The organism is Arthrobacter glycogeni, from assembly GCF_054511155.1.
On sequence record NZ_JBTNDE010000011.1, the window covers coordinates 13,276 to 33,132 of the forward strand.

At 65.1% G+C, this 19,857-nt stretch carries 20 protein-coding genes, 1 tRNA gene and 1 riboswitch; of the genes, 8 read left to right on the forward strand and 13 right to left on the reverse strand.

What is annotated here, in order from left to right; genetic code table 11:
• Nucleotide 1: 1 nt before the first annotated feature.
• Entirely contained in the window at nucleotides 2–1,273 is a 1,272-nt protein-coding gene (locus ACX80O_RS09015; RefSeq protein ID WP_459333240.1) for an RNA polymerase sigma factor, read from the forward strand.
• Here the strand turns inward: ACX80O_RS09015 and ACX80O_RS09020 are convergent.
• Genes ACX80O_RS09020 through ACX80O_RS09030 form a run of 3 tightly spaced genes read right to left on the reverse strand, consistent with a single transcriptional unit; the run spans nucleotide 1,270 to nucleotide 4,186 of the window.
• A complete protein-coding gene (locus ACX80O_RS09020) occupies nucleotides 1,270–2,073 on the reverse strand; it encodes an energy-coupling factor transporter transmembrane component T family protein (protein WP_459306268.1) in 804 nt (267 codons plus the stop codon). The two genes, ACX80O_RS09015 and ACX80O_RS09020, sit on opposite strands and share 4 nt — an antisense overlap.
• Complete coding sequence (locus ACX80O_RS09025) at nucleotides 2,070–3,563, reverse strand: ABC transporter ATP-binding protein (RefSeq protein ID WP_459333241.1); 1,494 nt, start codon at nucleotides 3,561–3,563, stop codon at nucleotides 2,070–2,072. Before ACX80O_RS09025 ends, ACX80O_RS09020 begins: the two co-directional genes overlap by 4 nt.
• A gap of 5 nt (nucleotides 3,564–3,568) precedes the next feature.
• Entirely contained in the window at nucleotides 3,569–4,186 is a 618-nt protein-coding gene (locus tag ACX80O_RS09030; RefSeq protein WP_459306271.1) for an ECF transporter S component, read from the reverse strand.
• A 66-nt stretch (nucleotides 4,187–4,252) separates the two neighbouring features.
• Nucleotides 4,253–4,370: riboswitch (TPP riboswitch) on the reverse strand.
• A 140-nt stretch (nucleotides 4,371–4,510) separates the two neighbouring features.
• Here ACX80O_RS09030 and ACX80O_RS09035 point away from each other — a divergent pair.
• On the forward strand, nucleotides 4,511–4,771 hold the full coding sequence (locus ACX80O_RS09035; RefSeq protein ID WP_459306273.1) for a DUF4235 domain-containing protein: 261 nt from the start codon (nucleotides 4,511–4,513) through the stop codon (nucleotides 4,769–4,771).
• Nucleotides 4,772–4,777: 6 nt separating this feature from the next.
• Here ACX80O_RS09035 and mnhG read toward each other — a convergent pair whose 3' ends face one another.
• From mnhG to ACX80O_RS09065, 6 genes are read right to left on the reverse strand one after another with little or no spacing between them, the layout of a single operon-like run.
• The gene (gene mnhG, locus ACX80O_RS09040) at nucleotides 4,778–5,173 is read right to left on the reverse strand and encodes a monovalent cation/H(+) antiporter subunit G (RefSeq protein WP_459306274.1); all 396 of its coding nucleotides are present in this window, start codon (nucleotides 5,171–5,173) and stop codon (nucleotides 4,778–4,780) included.
• Nucleotides 5,170–5,433, reverse strand: coding sequence for an MrpF/PhaF family protein (locus tag ACX80O_RS09045; protein WP_459306652.1), 264 nt, complete (start codon nucleotides 5,431–5,433; stop codon nucleotides 5,170–5,172). The genes mnhG and ACX80O_RS09045 overlap by 4 nt, the downstream gene beginning before the upstream one ends.
• Nucleotides 5,433–6,017, reverse strand: a complete 585-nt coding sequence (locus ACX80O_RS09050) for a Na+/H+ antiporter subunit E (RefSeq protein WP_459306275.1) — start codon at nucleotides 6,015–6,017, stop codon at nucleotides 5,433–5,435. The genes ACX80O_RS09045 and ACX80O_RS09050 overlap by 1 nt, the downstream gene beginning before the upstream one ends.
• Nucleotides 6,014–7,624 (reverse strand): Na+/H+ antiporter subunit D, encoded by a 1,611-nt coding sequence (locus ACX80O_RS09055; protein ID WP_459333242.1) that lies wholly within the window; start codon nucleotides 7,622–7,624, stop codon nucleotides 6,014–6,016. The genes ACX80O_RS09050 and ACX80O_RS09055 overlap by 4 nt, the downstream gene beginning before the upstream one ends.
• On the reverse strand, nucleotides 7,621–8,115 hold the full coding sequence (locus ACX80O_RS09060) for a Na(+)/H(+) antiporter subunit C (protein ID WP_459333243.1): 495 nt from the start codon (nucleotides 8,113–8,115) through the stop codon (nucleotides 7,621–7,623). Before ACX80O_RS09060 ends, ACX80O_RS09055 begins: the two co-directional genes overlap by 4 nt.
• Entirely contained in the window at nucleotides 8,112–11,120 is a 3,009-nt protein-coding gene (locus ACX80O_RS09065) for a Na+/H+ antiporter subunit A (RefSeq protein WP_459333244.1), read from the reverse strand. The genes ACX80O_RS09060 and ACX80O_RS09065 overlap by 4 nt, the downstream gene beginning before the upstream one ends.
• Before the next feature lie 221 nt (nucleotides 11,121–11,341).
• Here ACX80O_RS09065 and ACX80O_RS09070 point away from each other — a divergent pair, with 221 nt between their 5' ends.
• Nucleotides 11,342–12,754, forward strand: coding sequence for an MFS transporter (locus ACX80O_RS09070; protein WP_459333245.1), 1,413 nt, complete (start codon nucleotides 11,342–11,344; stop codon nucleotides 12,752–12,754).
• A 24-nt stretch (nucleotides 12,755–12,778) separates the two neighbouring features.
• Here ACX80O_RS09070 and dcd read toward each other — a convergent pair whose 3' ends face one another.
• Together dcd and kynA are read right to left on the reverse strand one after the other, a co-directional pair.
• The gene (gene dcd, locus ACX80O_RS09075) at nucleotides 12,779–13,354 is read right to left on the reverse strand and encodes a dCTP deaminase (RefSeq protein ID WP_459333246.1); all 576 of its coding nucleotides are present in this window, start codon (nucleotides 13,352–13,354) and stop codon (nucleotides 12,779–12,781) included.
• 34 nt (nucleotides 13,355–13,388) lie between these two features.
• The gene (kynA, locus tag ACX80O_RS09080) at nucleotides 13,389–14,243 is read right to left on the reverse strand and encodes a tryptophan 2,3-dioxygenase (RefSeq protein ID WP_459333247.1); all 855 of its coding nucleotides are present in this window, start codon (nucleotides 14,241–14,243) and stop codon (nucleotides 13,389–13,391) included.
• 120 nt (nucleotides 14,244–14,363) lie between these two features.
• Between kynA and ACX80O_RS09085 the strand changes: the two genes are divergently transcribed.
• Nucleotides 14,364–14,690: a GYD domain-containing protein gene (locus tag ACX80O_RS09085; RefSeq protein ID WP_459306284.1), complete on the forward strand. Its 327-nt coding sequence runs from the start codon at nucleotides 14,364–14,366 to the stop codon at nucleotides 14,688–14,690.
• 89 nt (nucleotides 14,691–14,779) lie between these two features.
• A tRNA-Gly gene (locus tag ACX80O_RS09090) sits at nucleotides 14,780–14,853 on the forward strand.
• A 57-nt stretch (nucleotides 14,854–14,910) separates the two neighbouring features.
• On the opposite strand, the gene ACX80O_RS09095 is transcribed toward ACX80O_RS09090, so the two are convergent.
• Together ACX80O_RS09095 and ACX80O_RS09100 are read right to left on the reverse strand one after the other, a co-directional pair.
• Nucleotides 14,911–15,249, reverse strand: a complete 339-nt coding sequence (locus tag ACX80O_RS09095) for a YnfA family protein (RefSeq protein ID WP_459306285.1) — start codon at nucleotides 15,247–15,249, stop codon at nucleotides 14,911–14,913.
• A 125-nt stretch (nucleotides 15,250–15,374) separates the two neighbouring features.
• Nucleotides 15,375–16,754, reverse strand: coding sequence for an MFS transporter (locus ACX80O_RS09100; protein ID WP_459333248.1), 1,380 nt, complete (start codon nucleotides 16,752–16,754; stop codon nucleotides 15,375–15,377).
• Nucleotides 16,755–16,869: 115 nt separating this feature from the next.
• Here ACX80O_RS09100 and ACX80O_RS09105 point away from each other — a divergent pair, with 115 nt between their 5' ends.
• The 3 genes from ACX80O_RS09105 to ACX80O_RS09115 all read left to right on the forward strand — a co-directional run bounded on the left by ACX80O_RS09105 (nucleotide 16,870) and on the right by ACX80O_RS09115 (nucleotide 19,855).
• Entirely contained in the window at nucleotides 16,870–17,730 is an 861-nt protein-coding gene (locus ACX80O_RS09105) for a LysR substrate-binding domain-containing protein (protein ID WP_459306288.1), read from the forward strand.
• A gap of 203 nt (nucleotides 17,731–17,933) precedes the next feature.
• Nucleotides 17,934–18,365 carry an aspartate 1-decarboxylase gene (gene panD / locus ACX80O_RS09110; RefSeq protein WP_459306289.1) on the forward strand — a complete coding sequence of 144 codons (432 nt, stop codon included), beginning with the start codon at nucleotides 17,934–17,936 and terminating at the stop codon, nucleotides 18,363–18,365.
• A 170-nt stretch (nucleotides 18,366–18,535) separates the two neighbouring features.
• The gene (locus ACX80O_RS09115; RefSeq protein WP_459333249.1) at nucleotides 18,536–19,855 is read left to right on the forward strand and encodes a sugar ABC transporter substrate-binding protein; all 1,320 of its coding nucleotides are present in this window, start codon (nucleotides 18,536–18,538) and stop codon (nucleotides 19,853–19,855) included.
• The last annotated feature ends 2 nt before the right edge of the window (nucleotides 19,856–19,857 follow it).

A 19,857-nucleotide genomic window follows, 5' to 3' on the forward strand; every position in this document is an offset into this window, starting at 1 on the left:
GATGCCGGGTCTACCCGATGCCGCAGCGGTCGCGCTCGAGCGGGCCTGGCAAGAGCACTGGGCGCGGTTGCTGGCCCTCCTGGTGGGCCGCTTCCGTCGCCTGGATCTGGCCGAGGACGCGCTGGCTGATGCTTTTGCCACGGCGGTACGCACCTGGCCGCGCGACGGCATCCCGGAGTCGCCGGCGGCGTGGCTGCTGACTGCCGCCCGCCGTCGGGCCCTTGATCGGGTGCGTTCGGAGGCCATCGCGCAACGCCGGGAACCGCTGATGGTGGTGGACGCCGAGGCGCGGGACGCAGCGGCCAACGCCGTCGACGACGGCGGGCACATCCCCGACGAGCGGCTAAGGATGCTCTTCACCTGCTGCCATCCCGCTCTGTCCCCCGACGCCCGGGCGGCGTTGTCCCTCCGGTTCGTCAACGGGCTGAACGTCAGCGAGATCGCCCGGCTATTCCTGGTGCAGGAGCCAACCATGGCGGCCCGCCTCACCCGGGCGAAAAAGAAGGTGGCGGCAGCTGGCATCCCCTTCACCGTGCCCGCACCGGAGCGGATGGCCGAACGGCTGGACGTCGTCGCCGCCGTCATCTACCTTGTGTTCACCTCCGGGTACGCGCCGGCCACCGGCGATGGACCGGTACGGACGTCGTCAGCGGCCGAGGCCATCCGGTTGGCACGGGTGCTTGATGCCCTGCTTCCTGACCAACCGGTGGTGCTCGCCCTGCTGAGCCTGATGACCCTGCAGCATTCCCGTCGGGACGCTCGGGTCTCACCCTCTGGGGCGCTGGTGCTCCTTCCCGATCAGGATCGCAGCCAGTGGCACACCGGCGAGATCGGCGTTGGGCTGGAACTGCTGGGACGGGTCCCCGCCGACAGTCTTGGTCTGGCCAGGGACTATGCGCTCCAGGCGAGGATCGCTGCCCAGCACGCGGTCGCCGCGCGCGCAGCAGAGACCGACTGGGGACGCATCGCCTACCTGTACGCCGAGTTGGACGCGCTGACCGGTTCGCCGGTGGTCCGCCTCGCGCGCGCTGTTGCGGTGATGGAAGCCGATGGGCCGGACGCCGGGCTCCTGTTGCTCGATGGGCTAGACGGACGGCTTTCCCATCATCACCGGCTGCCTGCGGTGCGGGCGGAACTCCTGGTTCGCGCGGGGCGGAACGCTGAGGCAGGTGCCTCATTCGACGCCGCTATCGCCTTATGCGGGAACGAAGCGGAACGTGACCATCTCCGCCGGCGGGCCGCCGAGATCGCTGGACGGCGCCGAGCTCCTTAGGACGCGCCGAGGAGGAAGTTCCAGGTCCCCGCCAGTACCGCTGCGGTCACCGCGGCCCCGGCGATCAGTATCCCCGCCAGACAGACCCAGAGGTCGAGCCGGCTGAAGGTGCTTTCCCTCGCCCAGGTGCGGTCTCCGGCCCCGAAACCGCGCGCCTCCATGGCGACCGCCAGCCGGGTGGCACGGCGGATAGCCTGCACGATCAGGCCAAACGCCTGCCCAAGAAAGCTTTTCAGCCGGGCCACCGGGTTACCTTCAGACCCGACGCCCCGTGCATGCCGGGCCAGTCCGAGGGTCCGCCACTCATCGACCAGCAACCCGACAAGCCGCAACCCCGCCAGGGCACCCAACACAAAGCGGTGCGGCAGCCGCAGCTTTTGCGCCAGCGCATCGGCCAGATCTGTCGGGTCGGTGGTGCTCAGCAGTAAAATACCGGGAAGGGCGATGGCCAGCCCGCGTAGACCAATGGCGATCCCCGAGTTCACCGAGTCCTGGGTGAACAGGATCGGCCCAATTTCCAGCAGGACCGCGCCGGTCTTCTCGGCCAGCAGTGCCGTGCCGTAGGCGGCGACCACCGCTGCCGCCACCAGGGGCCAGGTCCGCTTCAGCAGTTGCCAGGCGCTGATGCCGCTCAGCGGCAGCAGCAGCAGTTCACACCCGAGGACGACGGCGGCGCTCACCCAATCGATGCTGAGCATCACCACGATCGTTACCAGCACAGCGGCGAACAGCTTCGACAACGGGTTGGCCCGTGACAGCAGCCGTCCCGTGAGCTGGGGGGTCAGAACATTGACGCTCACAACGTCGCCTCCAGCACGGCCCGGCGATCGTCGACCCGCAGCACCCGGCTCCCCAGCGCTGCGGTGAATTCCTGGTCATGCGTGACCGCGAGGAGGCTGCCGCCGTTGTGGATCAGTTCCGCCAGCAGTGCCACCAGTTCCGCCCAAGTGTTGGCATCCTGCCCGAAGGTGGGCTCGTCCAGCACCAGGATGTCAGGATCGGTGACCAGCATGGTCGCCACCGAGAGCCTCCGCTTTTCGCCGCCGGACAGCGTGAACGGGTTGGCCTTCAACAGCGAGGTCAGCCTGAGCCGCTCGGCGATGGGATCCACCCGCCGTCGCACTGCTGCCTCGTCGCTGCCCGCCAACCGCCGGGGACCAAACTCCAGCTCGTCGATCACCCGGTGGGTCAGGAACTGGTGTTCGGGTTCCTGAAAGACCGTTCCGATGCGGGTCACCAGTTGCGCCGACTTCCAGGCGTGCGGATTGCTCCCGGTGCCACGGGTTAGCGCGGGTGCCGCCTCCAACCGGCCGCCCCGCGTCGGTAGCAGGCCAGCGAGGGTCAGTGCAAGCGTCGACTTCCCTCCCCCGTTGGGACCGACAATTCCCAGAGAGCATCCTGCGCTCAGGGTGACATTGACGCCGTCGAGCACGGCCGGGCCGCGCTTGGTCCGCGCCACCGCGAGCCCGCTCGCTGCGAGCAGCGCTTCCCCCGGCTCGGGCCGCAGCACGGGGGGCGTCCGTTGTTGGCCGGGGATCCACACTCCGGCTTCCGCCAGCCGGGCGCGGGCCGCCGGGTCGGTGAGCACCGTGCCGGGCGGTCCATCAGCGAGGATACCGCCGTCGGCCGCAAGCACCACCACCCGGTCCACCACGTCGGCCCACACGGCCACCCGGTGCTCCACCACCACGAACGTGGCGCCGGTGCGGTTCAGGACCCGCACGACGGCGTCGCGTACCTCCAGCACGCCGGCCGGGTCGAGGTTAGCCGTGGGTTCGTCGAGGAGCAGCAACCCCGGCTGCATCGCCAGCACTGCCGCCAGCGCCAGGCGTTGCTTCTGGCCCCCGGAGAGTGCCGTTGTCGGATGGTTCAGGGGGGCGGCCAGCCCGACGTCGTCGAGCGCGCGTCGGACACGTTCCCAAATCTCCGTCCGGGGAACGGCTTGGTTCTCGGCACCAAAAGCCACCTCGTCGCCCACCCTGGCCAGCACGATCTGCGTGTCGGGGTCCTGGAGGACCAGTCCGGCGCGCCCGCGCACTGCCCCCGGGGGCTGGCCATCGAGGGTGAGGGACCCGTGCTGTTCGCCCTGCCCCTCGTCCCCGAGGACCCCGGCCAGCCCGTGCAGCAGGGTCGATTTCCCTGACCCGGACGCACCCAACAGCAACACCCGCTCACCAGGCGCGACCGCCAGGTCAAGGTCCTGGACCGCGGGGATCTTGCGCCCGGCGTGGCGCCAACTCCAGCCCTGCGCGCTGATGCTGACGGCCGGAGCGCTGACCAGTTCAGCCATCCCGGTTAGACGTCAGCCGTTCGTCCGGAGGCGAAAGCCGAGAGGACTCCCGTTTTGGCCAGGGCTCGGACCGCCAGCCAGGAGACCAACCCGGCAATCACTACCCCCGAGATGGCAGCGAATGCCACGTACATCAACTGCCACTCCACCGCCCACAGCGCGTTGTAGAGGACGTTCTCGCTGATCGCCAAGGCGAGCCCGGAGCCGAGGCCCGCAAGCAGTGCCACGCCAAGGTTCCACGTGCGGTACAGAAAGAGCAGGAAGATCAGCTCCGCGCCGATCCCCTGGATGAGGCCGGACAACAGGGTGGTCAGTCCGAACTGGGTGCCGAGCATCGCCGAAACGGCTGCTGCCAGCACCTCGCAGTAGATGGCGGCGCCCGGTTTCCTGATGATGAGGCCCCCGAGGACTCCGGCGATCAGCCAGCCGCCGGTGTAGAGACCGGCCAGTGGAGGGAAGGCACCGGTGAGGGCTGAAATGCCCGTGTAGCCAGCCGACCAGGCGAAAAACACCACCCCGACGGCGACCGCCACCACCGAGGCGACCACGATATCGACCACCCGCCATTGATTGCGGGTCCGAAAGGTGGGGGTGCTGTGGGTCTGTGCTGTTGATGAAGCCATGAAGAATCCTCCTGAGGTGCAGGAGGGGAGGGTAGACCGGCCCGCAGCAATGCCGCTGGCCGGTCTACCCTGAGATACTCGACTCCCTTCGCCGGTACTAGCCGGATCAGGTTCGAGGGTCTGCGGCAGTCCGCACTCTCAGCGCCCGCCCACCTGGATGGACGGCGCTCCCCTGTCGTATGTTTAGCAATCTCGACTCTACACCCGTGGTGTTCCTGGCTGCCAACGCGGCAGGGATGGGAGAGTCCGATGGCGGGAGGCGCGTCGTCGTAGCCGGAGGGAAACGCTAGGCTTGGAAAAAAGCCACCACCGAAGGAGAAACCCATGAATCAGCTTATGAAACTGCTCGGCGTTGCGCTGAGCCTTGGCGCTGGCATTGTTGGCGCCAAGCTAGTGGATTTTATCTGGCATAAGGCCACCGGCAAATCGACACCAAAGGAAGAGGATGCCCTCGAAAACAGCCTGCGTTCCGCCATCGCGTTCGCTCTGATCTCGGGAGCCGTGCGTGCCGTTTTACAGGTGCTGACCAACCGCACCACCCAGAAGGCAGCCCTGCGCTTCGCGAAGACCCGCAATCTGACGTAGACAGTACTACGTATCCTCGGGGCGCTCGGTCGGTTTCCGACCGGGCGCCCTTTTGTTGGCCGCACGCTCCACTACCTCATCCAGTTCGTCCATGCTGAGCAGATCACGCCTCATGTGCTTGGTCCGGTAGCCTGCCCGGCCCACCATGTGTGCTGAGACCGGGACGGTCAGCAGCATGAAAATCCAGCACACCACCAGGACAGGAACCAACACCCAACTGCGCAGTTGCAGCCCCATCGCCAGCAGGAACAAGAGCAACCCCAGTACCTGTGGTTTGGTGGCCGCGTGCATCCGGGTCAGCAGGTCAGGGAACCGGAGCAGTCCGATCCCGGCCGCCAACGACATCAGAGCTCCACCCATGAGCAGCAGGGCGGTCAGGGCATCGGTCACTGTGTCGCTCATGTCCTGCTCCTGTCCGTGACGAAGCGGGCCACGGTGACCGAACCGATGAACCCGATCACCGAGATGGCGACCAGGAGCACCACATTATCTAGATGCCGGTTGACGGCCATGTCCATGGCGAGCGCTCCACCGATGGTTGCAAGCAGCACGTCGATGGCCAGCACCCGGTCCAGGATCGACGGGCCGCGGGCAATCCGGTAAAGCGCACACAGGGCCGCCAGGATGAGGAATCCACCGGCGATGGTGATAGCAGCGACCATCATGTATTGGCCCCTCCTTGGTGGTTCGCGTTCTCCGCGGCAAAGCGCATTTCGGTCTTCAGCAACACGAGGTCGTCCCGGGTTCCCATCATCCGGATGAGCCAGGCTTCGGTGGCGCGCACATCAGCTCGGATCTTTGCAGCGTCCTCGGGCGTTGCGACGTTCAGGCAATGCAGGTACAGGGTGGACGTAGACCGGTCCACCTCGACGATCAAGGACCCTGGAATCAGGGACAGCGCGTGGCCAGTGGCGGTCACCAACAGGTCAGACTGGCTGCGCAGCCGCACCGCGACAACAGCGTTGACGAGCCGTGGACCGCGGGTAACGGAGAGCCAGAACACCTCGAAGCTCGCGACTACAAGTTTGTAGATAAAGCGCCCCGTGAAGGGCACCGCGTACAGCACATTGAACCGGCCGCTGAGCTCCACCGGCGGAAGGTAGAGCAGGTTGGCAACCCCGTAGGCGATCAGTCCGCCAAAGACGAGGTTGCCTACGCTGAAGTCCTGCCACAGGGCGCCCCAGACGATCACCAGCCAGATAATCAAAGGCAATTCGGTGATGAAGGGGATCCGCTGCCGACTCATGGAGTGCTCCCCTCGCCGAGGACAGCATCGATGTAGTCGGTGCGCTCCAGCATGTTCCGTGCAGCATTGTCGCTGATTTCGAAGAGCGGCCCGGCCAGCAGCGTCAGGAGCACGCCCAGCCCGACCAGCCCCATCGTTGGGCCGACCATGGTACGGGGCAGCAGGTTTACCGGATTCCGCCCTGAGAATCGGCCGGTGGATTCGCCGTTGACGCGCTGCGAGGTGCGAACCGAGGAGCCATCAGCTTTGGTGGCCAGCAGGATCGGATCCGGGTGGAGGGCGTCTTCGGGGCGACGCCAGAACGCGCGGTTCCAGACCCGGGCTACCGCCAGCAGGGTCAGCAGGCTGGTGAGCACACTGGCGGCGACGGCACTGTAGGCGATCGGCGAACCCAGCTCCACCCCGGCCTGCAGGATGCCTAGCTTGCCCAGGAAACCTGAGAAGGGAGGGATGCCGGCCAGGTTCATCGCCGGGATGAAGAAAAGGACGCCCAGCAAGGGGGATATCCTGGCAAGCCCACCGAGACGGTCCATGTTGGCGGTCCCACCGCGGCGTTCGATGAGCCCGGTGACCAGGAACAGGCTGGTCTGCACCGTGATGTGGTGAGCCACATAGAAGATCGCGGCGCCCAACCCGACCACTGTCGAGATCGCCAGCCCAAAAATCATGAACCCGATGTGGCTAACCAGGGTGAAGGACAACATTCGTTTGATGTCCGCCTGAGCCAGGGCACCCAGGATCCCCACCAGCATGGTGAGGATGGCTACCACCATCAGCAAGGTGTTGATCCGGTCCCCAGGAAAGAGCAGCGTCTCGGTGCGCACCATCGCGTAGACGCCAACCTTGGTGAGCAACCCGGCGAACACGGCGGTAACGGGCGCGGGCGCCGTCGGGTAGGAGTCCGGGAGCCAGAAGGAGAGTGGGAACACCGCCGCCTTGATCCCGAAGGCGACCAGCAGCATCAGGTGCAGCATCATCTGGGTGGAGGGGTCTATCTCGCCGAGCTTGATCGCGAGGTCCGCCAGGTTGATAGTGCCGGTGGCGGCATAGATCATGCCAATCGCGATGAGGAAGAGCAGGGAGGACACCACGCTGACGACCACATAGGTGACGCCCGCCCGGATCCGTGGCGTGGTTCCGCCCAGGGTCATCAGGACGTAGCTTGCGGTCAGCAGGATCTCAAAGCCCACGTACAGGTTGAAGAGGTCTCCGGACATGAAAGCGTTGGAGACGCCGGCCACCAGGATCAGGTAGGTGGGGTGGAAGATCGAAATCGGTCCGTCTTCATCGCCGTCCGTCATACCCTGCCCGGTAGCGTAGATCAGCACGGCGAGGCTGACGGCCGTGGAGATGACCAGCATCAGGGCCGAGAATTGGTCGACAACCAGGGTGATCCCGAACGGCGGCATCCACCCGCCGATGAACACCGCCGTCGCCCCATGGTTGGCGGCATTGTGCAGCAGAAACAGTTCGAGCACCAGGGTGATACTGAGAGTCGAGATGCTGACCGCGCGCTGGGACCGGGAATGACGGATCAGTAGAAAGGCAATTGCCGCGCCGAGGAACGGCAAGACTACGGCCAACGGTGCGAGGCTTGCGATGTTCACCGTGGCTCCTTCGGGTCGGAGGGAGGGCTGAGGACTCCGGCGTTTTGAGATCCAGGGGCTTCCTCGGCTTCCTCCAGCGGAGTGAATTCTGTTGTCTCCTCGGGAACGTCGGCGTCGTCTTCGGCATCGAAGCTGCCCTGGCTCGCCACCCTGCGGTCTTCCATGTCATCCTGGACCTCGTCGCGACGGCCCAGCACCCAGGACCGGTAGATGATGCCCAGCATGAAAGCCGTCACGGCGAAGGAGATCACAATGGACGTGAGGATCAGCGCCTGGGGCAGCGGATCGGAGTAGTCCTCGGCGGGAATGTCCGCCGAAAACAGCGGAGCGACGCCCGCTTGGCCCCCGGTCGAAAGAAGCAGGATGTTGGCGCCGTTGGCAAGGAGAATCAGGCCCAGAAGTACCCTGGTCAGGCTGCGTTCCAATAGGAGGTAGATGCCTGCCGCGAACAGGGCGGCCATCACCACCAGCAGGGTGATGTTCACGCTCATCGGACCACTCCCTCGCCGGATTCGGTGTGTTCTTGCTGTTGGGCCTGCATGTCGTCCGGGTCGTCGGTCGCTGAGAGGCCTTCGCTGCGCTCATCAATCTCCGATCCGAGGCTGCGCAGCACGTCGAGGACCAGCCCCACCACCACCAGGTAGACACCGATATCGAAGATCGTGGAGGTGACGAATTTGACGTCCCCGAAGACGGGCATGGTGAATTCGAGGATGGCGCTTTGCAGGATCTGGCCGCCCAGAAGGACGGGCACGACGGCGGTCAGCGACGCGGTGGCCATTCCCGTTCCCAGCAGGACGCCCGCACTGACCGGGCTGGCCTCTGCAAGCTCGAAGCGTCCACCGGCCAGGTACCGCACGGTGAGGGCCAGCCCCGCCATCAGGCCACCAGCGAACCCGCCGCCCGGAAGATTATGGCCGGCAAGGAGCAGGTAAATCGAGAAGATGATGATCGAGTGGAAGAGCAGCCGGGTGACCACTTCGAAGATGATGGAGCGGCGTTCGGGAGCGAGGGTGCGGCCTGCGACCAGCCAGGCGTCGCGGGAAACCGACGAGAACTTCCGCGCCAGTTCCAAGGCTGCAGCTTCCCGGCCGAACTCGGCGATCGGCTCCTGTCCACGGTCAACAGTTCCGGATTTGACGCTCTTCGCCCGCTGGCGGGTGTCGCCGCGCCCGCGGATGAAGATCAGGCTGGCAATGCCCGTGGCAGCGATGGCCAGGACGGAGATTTCGCCGTAGGTGTCCCACGCCCGGATATCCACGAGCGTGACGTTGACGATGTTCTCTCCGCCGCCGTCGTCGTAGGCCAACGCAGGGTATTCCAGCGACACCGGGACGGCGACGCGGGAGGCCATGGAGGACATGGCGATCGCGGCCATCACCAGGCCGAAGGAGATGCCCAGCACCGCTCGCAGCAACCGGTACCGGCCAGGTTCCCGCTGCCACAGCCGGGCTGGCAGGGAGCGGAGGGCGAGGACAAATGCCACCAGGACGATGGTTTCCACCAGCATCTGGGTCAGTGCCAGATCGGGTGCACCCTGCAGAGCGAAAATGAGCGCCATCCCGTAGCCGGTGACGCCCACCATCAGGACCGCCATGAAGCGTTTGGTGGCGCGGAGGGCCGCGAGGGCCCCGAGGATAATGACGACGCCGGCGACCATCTGGCCCGGAGAGTCAGCGAGGTGCCATTGGTCCGGTAGCGGGGCGTCGTAGAAGACGATCGCCGTCAGCGGGGTCAGGATGGCCATGGTCAGGATGACGAACAGGTAGAACGCCAGCGAACCACGCTGGGTGCGACCGGTGACCCAGACGGCGACATCGTCGAGGGTCCCAATGGTGTACTTGTAGCCGCGCTCGGCATCAACCAGCGACGGAACCTTGGCCTGGGCGCGTTCCACGTGGGCGCGGAACCAGAACAGCAGCAGCCCGGCGGCGATAGTCACCCCGGACAGCAGCAGGGCGGGAGTGAACCCGTGCCAGAGGGCGAGGTAACGTTCCTCGCCGTCGGCCTCGAAGAGGGTGACGTACGGCTGGATGATGGAATCCAGCGGGGCCGGCCAGAAACCGAGGACCACTGTGCATACGGTGAGCACCGCCGGGGCGAGGAGGAAGGACTTTTCGACGGTCTTGAACGGGGTGGGTTCCTTTCCTTTGCCCGCAAATCCGCCCCAGACAAACCGGGCACTGTAGGCGACGGTGAGGGCCGAACCGGCGACAATGCCGACGAGCAGTATCGCCCCGAGGGGCGTGGGGTCGGTCTCGGCCTGGTGGACGAAGGTCTCAAAGACCGACTCCTTGGCGACGAACCCCAGCAAGGGCGGCAGCCCGGCCATGGATGCCGCGGCGATGGTGGCGACGACGGCCAGCACTGGCGCGGTCCGGCGGATCCCCGCGAGTTTGCGGATGTCACGGGTACCCGACTGATGGTCAATGATGCCGACGACGAGGAATAGGGTTGCCTTGAACAGCCCGTGGGCAACGAGCAAACCCAACCCGGCCAGCGCACCGCCTGGCCCGCCCAACCCGACCACCATGGTGAGGAAGCCAAGCTGGCTGACCGTCCCGTAGGCAAGGATCAGTTTGAGGTCATGCTGCCGCAGCGCTCGCCAGCCGCCGACGAGCATGGTCGCAAGTCCGAGGGTCATCACCATCGGCGTCCAGGACGCGGCCTCGGCGAACCCCGGCGCGAACCGGGCCACCAGGTAGATGCCGGCCTTGACCATGGCGGCGGCGTGCAGGTAGGCGCTCACCGGTGTGGGCGCCGCCATCGCGCCGGGAAGCCAAAAGTGGAAGGGGATCAGCGCGGATTTGGTAAGCGCGCCCACGAGGATCAGCCCGACGGCGACGTCGACCACCATCCCGGTGGTGAGCAGCGCATCGGATTGGGCCATGATGTCCGAGATCCGGTAGGTCCCGGCGGTCTGACCGAGCATGATCATGCCCACCAGCATCGTCAGGCCGCCGAAGGTGGTCACGATCAGGGCCTGCAGGGCCGCGCGTCGGGCCGCCAGACGGTGCCGCGAGTAACCGATCAGCAGGTAGGACAGCACTGTGGTCAGTTCCCAGAAGATGAACAGCAGGATCAGGTCGTCGGCGGTGACCAGCCCGAACATCGAGCCCGCGAAGGCGAGCAGTTGGGCGCCGAACGGGCCGATGTTCGACTCATCTTGTTTGAAGTACCGAGCGCAGTAGAACAGCACGAGGGCGCCGATACCCAGGATGAGCAGCGACAGGACTGCTGACAGCGTGTCCATCCTGAACGCCAGTTCGAGCTTGAGGTCGGGGATCCATTGGAAAACTATCGACGGCGGTGCGTTGGGCTGACCTTCCGGGAGGCTCTGGCCCTCTCCCGTGTACTGACCGAACGTGGCAATCAGCCAGACGAACGCCGCCGCGGGGACGGCGGCAAGTACATAAAAGGCCGAGCGGCCGAGCCGCCGGAAGATCAGGGGCGCGCTGAGAGACACGGCGAACAACGCGATGAGCACGATGAGCACGATGATCTCCTGATCTCTCAGATGAGACGGTCAGCTGTTACCAGCACGGACGGTCAAGGGCTTCCATCTATTCTACCTGCGGAATACTGGCAGGCAGGCCGCGTTACGCCGTGGGCGGCTGTCCACGGATTCGCGGAATACCACCTGATGCCGTTACGTTTGCGCGACCGCGCGCCACTGTTCTCCTCTATTCTTTGGAGTGGCGGGATAGCATTCACCGTATGAGCGTGGATTTCCCCCAGCCTGTGCCATCACCTTTCCTCCCGACAGGCCCACCGGAGGGCCCCTCGCCCGGTGCTCCTGGCGGTGCGGGCCGGTTACTGTCCCGGCCGGTTCTTGCGTGGGCCTCATGGGATTGGGGATCGGCCGCCTTCAACGCTGTGATGACCACCTTCGTGTTCACCGTGTACCTCACCAGTGATGCGTTTGGCGGGGAGGACCAGGCGTCAGTGATACTTGGCTGGGGGCTTGCCACCGCTGGGGTGTTGATTGCTTTGCTGGCACCCGTGACGGGGCAGCGCTCGGACAACGGCGGCCGCCGCAAGCTTTGGCTCGGGGTGAACAGCCTGGTTGTGGCACTGCTGACGGGGCTGTGCTTCTTCGTCTACCCCCAGCCTGAGTTCCTGCTCCTGGGCGTCGCGCTGATCGCGCTGGCCAACGTCTTCTTCGAGTTTGCCGGCGTGAACTACAACGCGATGCTGACCCAGATTTCCACCCCGGACAGCATCGGCCGGATCAGCGGATTTGGTTGGGCGATGGGTTATGTCGGCGGCATCGTCGCCCTGGTGCTGGTGCTGGTGGCCTTCGTGGAGCCGATCTTCGCCTGGTTCGGTTCCGACACCGCTGACGGCCTGAACATCCGGTTGGTGGCAGTGTTCTCGGCGCTCTGGTTCCTCGCGTTTGCGTTGCCCGTGATGTTCGCCGTCCCGGAGGTGCCCAGGAAGGAGAAAGCAGCCCAGTTGGGGTTCCTCGCGTCCTACGGCCTGCTGTTCCGGCGGGTCAAGGCCATCTATCGCACCAGCCCCCACACCATCTTTTTTCTGCTGGCCAGCGCGATTTTCCGTGACGGACTGGCGGCCGTCTTCACCTTCGGCGGCATCATCGCAGCGGGCACCTTCGGTTTCACCCTGAGCGAGGTGATCGTCTTCGCCATCGCAGGCAACCTGATCGCCGCCATGGGAGCGATTGTCGGTGGCTTCCTGGATGACCGGGTGGGGCCGAAGCGGGTCATCATCGTCTCGCTGATCGGTCTGCTGATCGCCGGCTCCGCGGTACTGATTTTAGGGCCCGGCACCCGCGACGTCTTCGGTTTCACTTGGACCGGTGATGTGACGTTCTGGGTGTTCGGCTTGATGCTCACCCTGTTCGTCGGTCCGGCCCAGGCCTCATCCCGCGCGTACCTGGCCCGGCTGGCGCCGGCTGGGGAGGAGGGTGAACTGTTTGGCCTTTACGCGACTACCGGCCGGGCGGTCAGCTTCCTGGCCCCTGCCCTGTTTGCCACGTCAATCACCATCTTCGGTGAGCAGCGGTTCGGGATCATCGGCATTCTTGTGGTGCTGCTGGCTGGCCTACTGGTGTTACTCCCGGTCAAGCCGCCCGCCCGGGTGGCTATCGCCGTCGTACCGTCCCACTAGCGGTCGGGCCGGAAGCACCTTCGCTCAGATGGCGGTGCGGTGGAAATTCTGGTGGCTGCGCGACGCCGTCGGGCCGCGCTGGCCCTGATAGCGGTTGCCGTAGGGGCCGGAGCCGTAGGGATGTTCCGACGGGGAGGTGAGCCTGAAGAAGCAGAGCTGCCCAATCTTGGATCCGGGCCACAACTTGATGGGCAGGGTGGCCATGTTGGAGAGCTCGAGGGTGACGTGACCGGAGAAGCCTGGATCGATGAAGCCGGCGGTGGAGTGCGTCAGCAGGCCGAGTCGGCCGAGGGATGACTTGCCCTCCAGCCGCGCGGCAATGTCGTCGGGTAGAGTCACCGTCTCGTAGGTTGAGCCCAGGACGAACTCTCCGGGGTGCAGGATAAACGGTTCGTCCGGGGAAACTTCCACCAGCCGGGTCAACTCAGGCTGATCTTCCGCCGGGTCAATGTGAGCGTACTTGTGGTTGTCGAACAACCTGAAGTAACGGTCAATCCGGACGTCCACGCTGGATGGCTGGACCATCGCCTCGTCATAGGGGTCCAGCACGATTCGCTGGCGGTCAATTTCGGTTCGGATGTCGCGGTCGGAAATCAGCACGGTTCAAAAATACCGCAGTCCTCGACGTTAGTGGTTATCGGCCGATCTCGGTGCGGACTGCGTAAAGCTCGGGGAAGAAGGTGAGCTCCAGTGCCTTCTGCAGGAACCCGACGCCGGAGGACCCGCCGGTGCCACGTTTGAAACCGATGGTGCGTTCGACAGTCTTCAGGTGCCGGAACCGCCAAAGCTGGAAGTTGTCCTCAAGGTCCACCAGCTCCTCGCAGGCCTCGTAGAGGTCCCAGTTGTCCTCTGCGTTCTCGTACACCGCCTTGTAAACCTGAACCAGCTCAGGGTTGAACACGTGGGCTGTCCGGACGTCCCGGTCCAGTAGTTCGGCGGGGACATCGTGTCCCCGGCGGGCGAGGAAGCGGATGAACTCGTCGTAGATGCTCGTCTGGTCGAGCAGCGTGGCCAGCAGCTCCCGGGCGGCCGGGTCATTGGCGAAGACCTCAAGCATGCCGGCGTTCTTGTTGCCGAGCAGAAACTCTACGGCGCGGTACTGGTAGGACTGGAATCCGCTGGCGGCGCCCAGGCCACCGCGGAACTCTGCGTATTCGGAGGGGGTGAGGGTCGCCAGGACTGACCACTGCTCGGTCAGGGAGCGCTGGATGTGCTTGATCCGGGCGATCCCCTTCATCGCCGACCGCAGGTCATCAACCTGCAGTTTGGCCCTGACGGCGCGGAGCTCGTGCAGGACGAGCTTCAGCCACAGCTCAGAGGTCTGGTGCTGGATGATGAACAGCATTTCATCGTGGTGCTCGGGGCGGCTCACCGGGTGCTGCGCCGAGAGCAGATCACCCAGCGAAAGGTACGAGCCGTAGCTCATTGTGGCGGTGAAATCCGTCTGGAGGCCCGCTTCCAGGTGCCGGGTGTTTTTCTCGACGCTCATGGTCTTAGGGTACCCACCTTCGCCGCAGCAATTCCTGGCCGATCCGGGGGTCCTTTTATGCTGGCGGATTCTAGACTGGAGCGTAGCCGGCCAGTCCGGCGCCCGAGGAAAGGGAAGGCAATGCCACTCTATCTATCGAAGTTCAGTTACACCCCTGAGACGTGGGCCCGGCTGATCGCCAACCCTGAAGACCGGGGAGCGGCGGCGCGGGCCTACATCGAGTCGGTCGGCGGGACGCTGCACGGTTTCTGGTACGCGTTCGGCACCCACGACGGGTACAGCCTGTGGGAAGCACCCGACAACGCGTCGATGGCCGCGGTGGCCCTGGCCATCACCCAGGGTGGGGCTCTGAGCGCCCATGAAACAACTGTTCTCATGAGCGTCGAGGAGACCCTGAATGCCCTGCGGGTAGCTGGAGAGGTGAAATACCGGCCGCCGGGCGCCTGACACCCAGTGTTTTCGAGAGGGCACAGGTGAGGTAGGCTGAATCTCGTTGTTTTGCCGGGATTCACGCCATGGTTGTGGCTGGTCTTCAGGCGGGCGTAGCTCAATGGTAGAGCGCTAGCTTCCCAAGCTCGATACGCGGGTTCGATTCCCGTCGCCCGCTCCACTTTTCATCCGCCGCCTTCGGGTGGCAGGAGGTCGCCTGGCGGACCTGAGCGTCGCTTCAGGCCACTGGTCGCGGCGCGAACATGATCACTGCCACACCGACCAGGCACAGAGCCGACCCCGCGAAGTCCCAGCGGTCGGGCCGGAACCCGTCGAACACCATGCCCCAGGCCAGCGAACCCGCGACGAAGATCCCGCCGTATGCGGCAAGGATCCGCCCGAAGTTGGCATCCGGCTGCAGGGTGGCAATGAACCCGTAGGCCGCGAGGGCCATCACTCCCAGACCCGCCCACCACCACGGCTGGCCCTCTCTGATGCTCTGCCACACTAACCAGGCGCCACCGATCTCGGCGACGGCGGCGAGAATGAAGAGAACCACAACGAGGACAACAGTCATACGGCATTATCGCCCACCGGCGGCAGCCCCCGGGCTTTGCGCAGCCGTGGCGAATCAAGACCTACTTCACCCGCCACACCTGCGCACATTCTTCCGCCAGGCACGCGCCGGACAAGGTGACGGGATTAGACGGCCGCGTGGCTTCGTGCGTCGGGTGACTTGGGGACGATCGCCAACAGCCGCCGTCGTTGTCTGGGGGTAGCGGTGTAGCGGAACCGCAGCGTCAGCTGACCCTTCCGTGCGAGCACGACGGCGAATACCGCCGAGGCGAGCAGGGGCACTCCTCCGGCAATCAGCACCGTGGGGTGCGCCCCGATGTTTTCGGCAAGCCAGCCGATCATTGGCCCACCAATCGCCTGCCCACCGATGAGGACCATCATGTACAGCGCCATCACCCGGCCCCGAATGGCCAGGTTAGAGGAGACCTGCACCAACTGGTTCGCCCCGGTGATGAACCAGAGGCAGCCGATGCCCGCGAAGAACATCAGGACGGCGAAAACTGTCTGGTTGGGGGCCACCGACCCGAGGGCCATAAAACCGCCGAACGCCGCTGCGCCGCCGAGCACCCCGCGCAGTCTCAGGTTGGTGCGCCGGGTGGACGCAAGAGCACCGACCAGCGACCCGGTTGCCAGCGCCGTGTTGAGAAACCCATAGCCCTGGGCGCCCGAGTCAAAAACGGTGTCGGCAAAAGCGGCCATCAGGACCGGGGTACTCATGGCGAACACCGAAACAAACGCGCCGGTGAGCATGCACCAGAAGATGGCTGGCTTACCTCTCACGTAGCGGACTCCCTCCCGGAGCTGTCCCTTGGTCCGGGTGGCCCGGACGGCAACCGACAGCTGGTCGGTCTTCAGGAGGGCGAGAGTGAGGACGGTGTAGAGGCAGGCGACGGCGTTCACCGCGAACGCCCACCCGCTGCCGATGGCTGTGATCAGCACGCCACTGACAGCAGGACCCACCATCGCGCCGACCTGGAAGATTGATGAGTTGAGACTGATCGCGTTCCGCAGGTGAACCGGCCCCACCAAGTCATTGACAAACACCTGCCGGGCGGGTGCATCCACCACCGTCACCAGTCCCAGCACGAAGGCGATGACGTAAACGTGCCACACCTCCACCACACCGGTGAGGGCCAGAACCGCCATCACAGCCGCCATCAGGGCGGCCAGGCTCTGCGTAATCATCAGCAGAAGCCGCTTGGGATACCGGTCGGCGATGATGCCGCCCCACGGGCCGAGCAGAAGGAACGGCGCGAACTGCAGTGCCACGGTGATGCCGACGGCGGTGACCGAGCCGGAGAGCTCCAGCACCATCCAGTCCTGGGCGATGCGTTGCATCCAGACCGCAATCACCGCAATCAGGTGGGAGATCGCGAAGCTGCGGAAGTTGGGGATACGAAGCGAGATGAACGTGTCACGCCAGGCCGGACGCTGGGTGGTGATCGGCAGGGGTGCGGTAAGCGTGGGGTCTCCGGCCGGGCCGGCGGAGGGCGGTGGGGGTGCCAAGGTGTCTTCCTGTGCAGAGGGTGGGAACCTTCTCCACGCTACGCACCACCGATTCATAATGAAAGCGTATGGTGGCTATAACTCGTATTCGAAAACGTAATGAGTGGTGAAACTTATGTACGACCCCGTTCAGTTGAAGACCTTCCTCGCCGTCGCTGAGACGCTGAGTTTCACCGGCGCCGCGGGCCGACTGAACCTGAGCCAGCCCACGGTTAGTCAGCACATCAGGAAGCTGGAAGAGGCGGCCGGGCGGCTCCTGATCTCGCGCGACACCCGCGGCGTGAGTCTGACCGACAATGGGGATGCCATGGCCGGCTTCGCGCGGACCATCCTCGCAGCGCAGGAGCAGGCGCTGGTCTACTTCTCCGGCTCGGCGATGCGCGGCAGGCTCCGGTTCGGCGTCGCCGATGACCTGGCCATCACTCAGCTGCCACGCATCCTCCGCCATTTCCGTCAGCTCTATCCGCAGATCAATCTCGAACTCACCGTGACCCAGAGCCCGCTCCTGCTCCGCCGGTTGCGTGCGGGCCAACTGGACCTGATCTTCATCAAGTACATGAGCGGCACCGGGGAGGGAACCCTGGTGCAAAGTGATCAACTGGTCTGGGCCGGGCACGGAAAAACCACCCTCGAGGACGGCGCGCCGGTCCCGCTGATCGTCTACCAGTCCCCCAGCCTCACCCGCCAAATGGCCATCGATGCCCTCGAAAAGGCCGGCCGGACCTGGCGCATTACCTGCAACACCCGGGAGATTAACGGTGTCCTCGCGGCCGCCCGCGCCGGGATCGGCCTCGCCGTGTTCCCGCAGTCCCTGATCCCCGAGGACCTGGTGCAGGTCAGCAACCGCTTTAATCTGCCGCCGGTGGGCGCCGTCGACTTCACCCTCCTCAGCAATCCTCTCGCCAATCAGGAACTCGTGGCGGCATTGACCTCGGCGATCATGGGACGCGCCCTCCGGAAGGCGTCCGACGCCTGACCACCGTCGGATTCGGCGCGGGTGTGCAAGTTTGCTCAGGTTCTCGCTGTCCACCCGTGTGTCCCGGCCCGCCACCCCGGTGAACGACGACGTCCGGTGCACTACCCGGGCAAACCTGCACACCGACGTCGGGAAACCCGCCCGGTGAGCGTGGGCAACAGCACATAGCGGGGCGCTCCGGGACGGCGGTAGACTGGATGCTGATGAATCGCACAATGTTCAAGTCCAAAATTCACCGCGCCACGGTAACCCACGCAGACCTGCACTACGTGGGTTCCGTCACCGTGGACCTCGACCTGCTTGAGGCCGCCGACATTCTGCCCGGTGAGATGGTCTCGATTGTGGATGTCACCAACGGGGCCCGGTTGGAGACCTACACGATCGCCGGCGAGCGCGGTTCCGGAGTGCTGGGCATCAACGGACCGGCAGCCCACCTGGTCCACCGCGGCGACACGGTCATCCTGATCACCTACGCGCAACTGACCGACGCCGAGGCGCACCACTTCCTGCCGACCGTGGTCCACGTCGACGGGCGGAACCGCATCGTCGACCTTGGCACCGACCCCGCAGAGAGCGTCGTCGAAGGCCTTGAGCGGCCCCCGCACGCCCTGAATAATTCAACTCTTTCCCAGTAACAATTTACTTTTCGCTTTGCCTCCGTCGATCGGCCTCGCCCGGATTGCAATCGGATATTCTGGCGGATTTCCAGCTCAGGGCATAGGGTCTCAAAGATAAGGTTGCTTTGGTTCGTCTGCTGTATCTAGGGCGACCGGGCTTTCTACAATGAGGTGGAGGCACAGTGGGAATGCCCAAAAGGCGAAGGAAACTCAATCCAGTCCGGAGGCGGCCCAAGTCCGTGGCCGTGGCATCCCTGGTCATGGGAACCATGCTGCTGACCGGTTGCGGACCTACGGAAAGCGAAACGACGCTCACCTGGTACATCAACCCCGACGCCGGCGGACAGGCTGCGATTGCTGCCAGCTGCACTGAAGAGGCCGACGGCGCCTACCGGATTGAGACGTCGCTCCTGCCGACCGATGCAGCAGCACAGCGCGAGCAGCTGGCGCGGAGGCTCGCTGCCGGCGACACGTCGATGGACATCATGAGCATTGACCCGCCGTTCATCCCCGAACTTGCGGAGCCGGGCTTCCTCGCACCCATTCCCGAAGACTCGGTAGACGTGTTCTCCGAAGACGTTCTCGAAGGCGCCCTTGCCGGCGCCACCTGGAAAGACGAACTGGTGACAGTGCCTTTCTGGGCGAACACCCAGATACTTTGGTACCGCGAATCGGTGGCTGAGGCTGCAGGGCTGGACATGTCCCAGCCGGTGACGTGGGACCAGCTGATCGACGCGGCCACCGAACAGGACAAACTGCTCGGCGTGCAGGGCTCCCCCGCCGAGTCGATGACCGTGTGGATCAACGCCCTCGTGGCATCCGCCGGCGGCCAAATCCTCGAGAACCCCGAGGCTCCGGCCGACGAGCTCGAACTGGGACTGGTGTCCGACGCCGGCCGCGAGGCGGCCCGGATCATCGGCACCATCGGCGCTGAGGGACTCGGCGGTCCGGGTCTGCCGACTTCCACGGAGAACACGTCTCTCACCCTGTTCCAGGGCGATGAGGGGTCCTTCATGGTCAACTACCCGTTCGTCTGGCCCGCCACCCTGGGCGCCGTCGAGGCGGGATCCCTTGACCAGTCGGTAGTCGACGACATCGGGTGGGCGCTGTTCCCAGCGGTCACCGAGGGCGAGGACACCGCGCCACCCCTGGGCGGAATTAACCTCGGCGTCGGAGCGGCCAGCGACAGCCCGGAGCTGGCCTACGAGGCGATCGAGTGCATCGTCAAGCCGGAGAACCAGACCGAGTACTTCATCACCAACGGCAACCCGCCATCCAACTCGGAGGCCTACGACGATCCCACGATCGAGGAAGACTTCCCGATGGCCACCACCATCAGGGATTCCCTTGAACTCGCGGCCCCCCGGCCCCAGACACCGTTCTACAACGAAATCTCCACCGGACTGCAGCAGGAATGGTCACCACCCAACGAGGTGGACTCTGACCGGACCCCGGAGCAGTCCCAGGAGTTCATCACCGCAGTGCTCAGAGGGGAGAGGCTACTGTGAGT

Excerpts from the sequence above, each read along its gene's own strand:
- mnhG (WP_459306274.1), bottom strand. The coding sequence starts at position 5,173 with ATGAGCGACACAGTGACCGATGCCCTGACCGCCCTGCTGCTCATGGGT.
- panD (WP_459306289.1), top strand. The coding sequence starts at position 17,934 with ATGAATCGCACAATGTTCAAGTCCAAAATTCACCGCGCCACGGTAACC.
- ACX80O_RS09115 (WP_459333249.1), top strand. The coding sequence starts at position 18,536 with ATGCCCAAAAGGCGAAGGAAACTCAATCCAGTCCGGAGGCGGCCCAAG.
- ACX80O_RS09030 (WP_459306271.1), bottom strand. The coding sequence starts at position 4,186 with ATGGCTTCATCAACAGCACAGACCCACAGCACCCCCACCTTTCGGACC.
- ACX80O_RS09035 (WP_459306273.1), top strand. The coding sequence starts at position 4,511 with ATGAATCAGCTTATGAAACTGCTCGGCGTTGCGCTGAGCCTTGGCGCT.
- ACX80O_RS09085 (WP_459306284.1), top strand. The coding sequence starts at position 14,364 with ATGCCACTCTATCTATCGAAGTTCAGTTACACCCCTGAGACGTGGGCC.
- ACX80O_RS09105 (WP_459306288.1), top strand. The coding sequence starts at position 16,870 with ATGTACGACCCCGTTCAGTTGAAGACCTTCCTCGCCGTCGCTGAGACG.
- ACX80O_RS09050 (WP_459306275.1), bottom strand. The coding sequence starts at position 6,017 with ATGAGTCGGCAGCGGATCCCCTTCATCACCGAATTGCCTTTGATTATC.
- ACX80O_RS09095 (WP_459306285.1), bottom strand. The coding sequence starts at position 15,249 with ATGACTGTTGTCCTCGTTGTGGTTCTCTTCATTCTCGCCGCCGTCGCC.
- ACX80O_RS09015 (WP_459333240.1), top strand. The coding sequence starts at position 2 with ATGCCGGGTCTACCCGATGCCGCAGCGGTCGCGCTCGAGCGGGCCTGG.
- ACX80O_RS09025 (WP_459333241.1), bottom strand. The coding sequence starts at position 3,563 with ATGGCTGAACTGGTCAGCGCTCCGGCCGTCAGCATCAGCGCGCAGGGC.
- kynA (WP_459333247.1), bottom strand. The coding sequence starts at position 14,243 with ATGAGCGTCGAGAAAAACACCCGGCACCTGGAAGCGGGCCTCCAGACG.
- ACX80O_RS09060 (WP_459333243.1), bottom strand. The coding sequence starts at position 8,115 with ATGAGCGTGAACATCACCCTGCTGGTGGTGATGGCCGCCCTGTTCGCG.
- ACX80O_RS09070 (WP_459333245.1), top strand. The coding sequence starts at position 11,342 with ATGAGCGTGGATTTCCCCCAGCCTGTGCCATCACCTTTCCTCCCGACA.
- ACX80O_RS09045 (WP_459306652.1), bottom strand. The coding sequence starts at position 5,433 with ATGGTCGCTGCTATCACCATCGCCGGTGGATTCCTCATCCTGGCGGCC.